Source organism: Mesorhizobium sp. M7A.F.Ca.CA.004.04.2.1, from assembly GCF_004022825.1.
Lineage (GTDB): Bacteria > Pseudomonadota > Alphaproteobacteria > Rhizobiales > Rhizobiaceae > Mesorhizobium.
Genome location: NZ_RZPH01000310.1, coordinates 1 through 5823, shown reverse-complemented (window position 1 = coordinate 5823; position 5823 = coordinate 1). Strand labels below are relative to the sequence as shown.

The 5823-nt window shown below is 57.8% G+C and carries 7 protein-coding genes; 3 read left to right on the top strand and 4 right to left on the bottom strand.

The window, feature by feature from the left end; genetic code table 11:
- Positions 1–65: 65 nt before the first annotated feature.
- The 4 genes from EN893_RS15575 to EN893_RS38110 all read right to left on the bottom strand — a co-directional run bounded on the left by EN893_RS15575 (position 66) and on the right by EN893_RS38110 (position 2181).
- Positions 66–572, bottom strand: a complete 507-nt coding sequence (locus tag EN893_RS15575; protein WP_127272366.1) for a hypothetical protein — start codon at positions 570–572, stop codon at positions 66–68.
- Between the two features lie 179 nt (positions 573–751).
- Positions 752–1369: a hypothetical protein gene (locus EN893_RS15570; protein ID WP_127271074.1), complete on the bottom strand. Its 618-nt coding sequence runs from the start codon at positions 1367–1369 to the stop codon at positions 752–754.
- Positions 1370–1554: 185 nt separating this feature from the next.
- Positions 1555–1797: a DUF982 domain-containing protein gene (locus EN893_RS15565; protein ID WP_127271076.1), complete on the bottom strand. Its 243-nt coding sequence runs from the start codon at positions 1795–1797 to the stop codon at positions 1555–1557.
- Positions 1798–1902: 105 nt separating this feature from the next.
- On the bottom strand, positions 1903–2181 hold the full coding sequence (locus tag EN893_RS38110; RefSeq protein ID WP_164748846.1) for a hypothetical protein: 279 nt from the start codon (positions 2179–2181) through the stop codon (positions 1903–1905).
- Between the two features lie 1109 nt (positions 2182–3290).
- Between EN893_RS38110 and EN893_RS15545 the strand changes: the two genes are divergently transcribed.
- From EN893_RS15545 to EN893_RS15535, 3 genes are all read left to right on the top strand, one after another.
- Positions 3291–3854 carry a recombinase family protein gene (locus EN893_RS15545; protein WP_127268728.1) on the top strand — a complete coding sequence of 188 codons (564 nt, stop codon included), beginning with the start codon at positions 3291–3293 and terminating at the stop codon, positions 3852–3854.
- Positions 3855–4139: 285 nt separating this feature from the next.
- A complete protein-coding gene (locus tag EN893_RS15540; protein WP_127268729.1) occupies positions 4140–4733 on the top strand; it encodes a hypothetical protein in 594 nt (197 codons plus the stop codon).
- A gap of 221 nt (positions 4734–4954) precedes the next feature.
- On the top strand, positions 4955–5731 hold the full coding sequence (locus EN893_RS15535) for a hypothetical protein (protein WP_127268730.1): 777 nt from the start codon (positions 4955–4957) through the stop codon (positions 5729–5731).
- Positions 5732–5823: the final 92 nt, after the last annotated feature.

Sequence of the window (5823 nt, the reverse complement as noted above, 5' to 3'; positions counted from 1 at the left end):
CCCCCACCGCCGCCTCCCACCGATTGGGATAGTCGAAAGAGCGAAGACCCGCCGAAGCGCGAACGCTAAAGCAAATTCGGCATCACTGCCGCCAATCCGCCGACTACCAGCGCGACCATGGGAGACAGGATGCCGCCCAGCTTTGCCCATCGCAGAGCTGAGGCTTGGCTTTCGTTGACAGATTTATTGATCTCGTGCTTTTCAGCGAGGACCTTGAGGTATTGCCGGAAGACTTCCTCACGGGTCCCCGTGGCATCTGCTGCCCAGAGCCAGAAGTCGGCACCCCTACCGGGAAGATTTATGATCCGAGGACTGATTACGCGGAAGCACTGCCAAGCCGAATAAACCATGGCGAGCGTAGCGGCTGCTAGCGACCACGCGAGTGGGGTCTGGATCAAAGTGTGGGGGACGATTACCGACGCAAAACCCGCACCAGTGGCAGTGGCCACGGTCAGGAAAAGTCGCATCAAGGCCAAGGCTTGATTATCTGAGGCTATAATTAGACCAACCAAAGCGTTGTGCCTGAAGCGCGCGTCTTCGATTGCTAACTTCCAATCATCAGGATTGAGCATCGCTGTCCTTAGTTCTTGGCCGCATCACATGCGAGCTTCTTTTCCGCTCTTCCCAAGCGCTTGTAGAAATCGTATCCCGATAAGCCTACCTCTTTGGTCCCCTTAGTTCTTCTAAGGTGTGACCGGGGCACAGATACTTAGGAGCGCGGCTCTATCACACGAGGCAAACCCGGCTTGCGTTAACCGGCGCTCGGATGATCTTCTCCCTCGGGAGAGATCGAGCCCAGTCCAAAGAGCCCGCCGAGCCCCAGTAGCCCACCACCGGTCGGAGCAGACCCTTTACCGTCAGGCTCACGCATTAAAGCTTCCGCGATACGTTGAAGCTGCATCCGGCCTTCGATCAGTCTTAATTCGTTATCGATCTTGTTGATGTTGTCGATGTGGCTAAGGAGTGTGCCTGTGGACCAATCTGTGGCGGGCCACTCAAGCTTGCTATTCGCCGACACCCGGAAGAACTCAACCCCATCAGATACGCTGCTAGCTCGAAATGGCGTGTGAGCAACGATATTGCGAAGCTCACCGCACTTCCTGGCCTGCTTTGCCAGTTCATCGAATTTCGCCGCTAGACTTCGATCAGAGATAAAGTGATCAACCAGCGTACGCAGAGTTTTGATCTTCTCATCGAAACCCATGTTTCTATTGATGATGACACGGCGGGCACCACTGACGCCAAGCACCTCTCCCAGAGCGTCTCCGATGCCAGCCTCAAGAAGTGCGAAATAGCCCATAAATGCACCAATTAGATAGAATGCTCTCGCGTCCGGACCCATTTCGAGTAGTTCGCTCTTGGTCAGCATTCAGGCAGCCTACCGAGTCTTTACCGATATAGCTATTGGACAGCCACCCGGCCGCTCATGAGAACCCCTGTTCTTTCGCAGTAGACGCATTGGTCCTCAAAGTCGTCCATGCAGAGCTGCCCTAGCAGTTCTCTCTTTGGTGTGGCCGAGGGTGCTTAGGGAGACTGCCGTAGTCAGGAGACCACCTACAAAGACCGAAGCATCCCCTGCTCCTTAGCAGCCTCCTCAAAGGCCTTCTGGACATCCTGGGGTGACGCTCGGTCCTCGAAGCAGTCGATGCAGAGCTGCACCGCCTTGTTCCACTTCGGTCCCTTCTCGGGCCACTTCATGAGTTCCTCAGCGGCGGTCTCGACGTTGCTGACGCCCAGCGTGATGCCGACCTTCTCGGTTCTGACGGGGACCACAGGGCTGAACCAATGGAGTTCCATCAGATGAACCTACGGTGGGAGAGCCTGCACTTGAGGTCTTCGGCATTCAGTAGGTCTACGAGATCGTCCGCATATTCCCTATTGAGGCCTATCGCTGGCCAACCATCAGGCGAAACCGGCTGCCCGGTGAACACGTCGAACACCGTCCAGGTCCCGTCTGGGTCTCTCCTCAGGTCGTACCTCAACTGCCTCATCAGGGTAATTTAGGGTTTCCTGATGAGCCTCTTCAATGGCGTCGAGCAATGAGGCTAGAGTTGGTGGTAACTCAGGGTCAACTTCCAGCCCGAAGGCCTGCTGAACCTGGTGGCGGTTGTCCTCGTTTCGGATCAGCTCCAGCAGATGGTCGGCAACGGTCTTGTGACCGGCTTTGTCACGCTTCGTCATCAGGGAGTCCCCACGAGTCCTGGCGCCTTTAACTTATTGTCCGATAAATGGTTCCATTGGGTCTTGCCTTAGGTCGTACCTCTGCTGTGCCATGAGGTCATTCGTTGCGTTTCCGATCTAACTCGTCAAGCATGGACCGATGCTGCTCGGACATATCCCAATCCACTGGGAGGTTCAGCAGTTGGCGGATTTGATGGCGCAGTGTCTCTGAAGTAATCCACGTCCGAATGAGACGCGATGTAGCCTGCTGTTGCTCGGGAGAAAGCTCTTCCATGGTCAGCCCACACGGTTAGCACCGAGCCCAACCCTTTGGTGACCTTAATGGTTCCCCCGAAGGATTGCCTGAAGAGATTTAGAGCAGCGCCTATTTCGGCGCGAGGGCCTGAAGCAGTTCATCGCCGCGAAGCCCGGATTGGTATGCTCCCATTAGGCTTTCGGCGGCTGTGGTAGCTTCAGGGCTTCGGCGGGTGATCCCACGCAGCGAACAGAGTTGATCGAACATTTCCTGGAGAACGGCTATCTCTTCAGGTTCGAAGGTGCCGTTAGCTAGCTGTGTTATCGGCATGTCGTCCTCTGCACTGATTTTTTCAGGATCATTCTAGCGGAACGAAGGCGATGTCAATGCGGGACCGAAGGCCCATATGGGGTCGGAATATTTGGCAGAAATTTCTGAGCGGGTGATCGGATAACTGGCACGCGCGCCGACCCCCCGTACCCCCTTTGTTGCCACGCTTGGCGCGGGGTGGTTTGTCGGAAATAGGTGTAGAGTGCCTCATGACCGATGACCCAGCCTTCCATATCGTCCTGGCTACCGTGCTTCGCCGCACCCTCGGCGAAACCCGCGTCGAAATGGTTCAAGCCCATGCCGCTCTCGCTGAAGTTCGGATGAACGTGAGGGACGACACCGCGCGCCGCTATCATGTGCGCCTAGGTCTCACCACAACGGCACCCCTCCGCCGTCCTTGAGTGGTCCTTAGCTCCCACGCGCTACGGCGGCGACCCATTCTGTCCTGTCCACAAACCTATACCTTCGTGAACACGATGCTTGACATGTGCACCAATCGTCCACTAAGTGATGTACACCAATTCTCTTAGAGGAAAGTGCACACATGATCATCGGCTATGCTCGCGTTAGCTCCACTGGCCAAGACCTCGACACCCAGCTTGAGAAGCTTGCGGCTGCCGGTGCTGAAAAGGTCTTCAGCGAGAAGCGGTCTGGTTTGGACGAGACGAGGCCCGAGCTTGAGAAGGCTCTGGAGTTTGCCCGTGAGGGTGACGTGTTCGTGGTGACCAAGGTGGACCGTCTGGCGAGATCAGCGGCGCACCTCCACCAGATCGTCGGGACGCTCGACAAGAAGGGCGTTGGTTTCAAGGTGCTGGACGACGCCTCGCTCGACACCACCACCCGAACGGGCAAGCTGGTCTTTGGTATCCTCGCCAGCATCGCCGAGTTTGAGACGGCCCTTCGGAAGGAGCGCCAGATGGAAGGCATCGCCAAGGCGAAGGCAAAGGCAGCGGCCCAAGGCGAGCCATGGAAGACCGGCAGGCCGGTGACGCTCGACCATGCCCTGATCAGGGCCCTGAAGGCTGACGGGCGCTCTGTGAGGCAGATTGCAAAGGAAGCCGGGTGCTCACCTTCAGCGGTCCAGAAGGTTCTGACAGCCGCTGGCTGACGACAAGCCACACCACTAGCACTACGAAGGCGGCTTCCAATGCCACCAGCACGATGAACGCGCGTCGTCACCGACTGACAACGGCCACCATCAGCACCTATCCAACGCTCCTCCCCCAAGCTGACCCGCGCGGTTCTCCCCTGCATTGCGATTGCCTGTTGCCTTGTTTGCTCCTTCCGGGGCGACTGGACGTGGCACTTGGCGGGTCAGCTTTGGTGAGGCGCGTTTGTCCTTATCCGTGCATTTCCATGGGGACAGCCTCTTCGACCACCCAACAAAGGAGCAATGGAATACACGACCGAACTACTCGACCGAACCACCGGCGACCTCGACACCGTCTCACTCGGCAACTGGGTCACCGTGACTGAATACGGCATCCTGAAGGGTGTCGGAACTCGGCAAGTCCGAGCAGTCTTGTCCCACCTCGGGCTACTCCAAGAACACCTTGAGGTGTCTAAGTCAGGGCACTCTCGGGTAGCCCGAAGACGCCTTACGGACGAAGCCGTCAAAGCCGGTCTCGGCAAGCGCATCTATCCAAGGAAGGCGGGGAGCTATCCCTTCGATGTCCTATCGCCGGAGGGCCAATCTTGGGCCGACCTCAGGTGGGAGGATGCGGTCAAGACCATGGCGTCTGAGATCGCTTCAAGCCCAATCGTCATAACGGCCAAGGAATGCCTCGACAGCTTCAAGGCTTCTCGTCGGTCAGAAATGACACCTCAGATGGAAGTCTGCTTCCTGTCCGACCACTTCCCTGACCTCCCCCAGGTCGACATCTGCAGGATCACCGGAGCATCGCCCCGAATGGTTTCCCTGCATGTGAACACCCGAGCGGACCAGATCAGGGCATGGAAGGCTTGGAAGCTGAAGGTTCTTCCGTGACCAAGCACGCCACCTTCCATTCATGATTGACACCTGCGGTTGGACTTCGAATTGAACCCGGACTGGGGATTTCCCTCCTTGGTCTCTCCCTTCGGTGGTCTTCAACCCGAGGGTTCCCCTATGTCCCCAATTGGTCCGCCTTCGGGCGTTCCCTGACTACGTCACCATGATCGTCATCCGACTGGATACCTACATTACACAAGGAGTTACATCGTCGAAAAATGACTACCGATGAGAAGGCGCTGGCGACCCTACGTCAGCCCGGATGGGACCCGAACGGGCTCCATGACCAATACGTTACCGAACATGTCGTGACGGCTTTCCTTGCGCCCTACCGGGACAGCCACCCCGAGGGTCGACCACTTCACGAACACCGGCTTGGAGCGTCGTGGACGGGGCCAAGGAATGCGGCTGGGGATCAGACCTATCTGCCGTCGCTATGGGCCATCCTCGACCATGTGGCCGACGTCAAGGACCTAACTGACAGACAGGTGGTCCATCTCGTCATGACCTCGACCGACAGCGAAAGCTACAAGCCGGAAGAGTGGCAGACTATGGTCGAGGGCAAGATTGCTGAGGCCAAGGTCCGTCACGATGCCAAGCGCAAGAACGAGAGAAATAACCACGACGATGAACGGGCCGAGCGAGGGGGCCGGGAACGGTTGACGCTCGACCACCTACCGGGCCAGCGGGTGATACCTGACGAGGCCATTTCACAGCGCGCGAAGATGCGCCGAACGAAGTCACTGAAGGAAGCGAAGCAGCGGCGAGACCAGAGGCGGAAGACTGCCGAGGGTGTCGTGATCCAACCGAAGAAGGAGGAGTGGCGGGCGATGAGCCCCGAGCAAGTGAAGCAGTATCACCAGACTATGGAGCGGCTGGTTGCCATGGGTGCCCTCGACCCGTTCACCGTGGACGAGATCGAGAACCCCGAGGGCTCGCCAATAGCGTATCTCTACCGAATGGGTCGGATGACCGCCAAGGGTGACCGGGCATGACGTTCGATGACATCAGGCGGCGTGACTGGGCTGCGACCTATCCCACGCGAGAGGCAGCCCTTGCCTTGGTCGAATGGATCAAGGCCGATGAC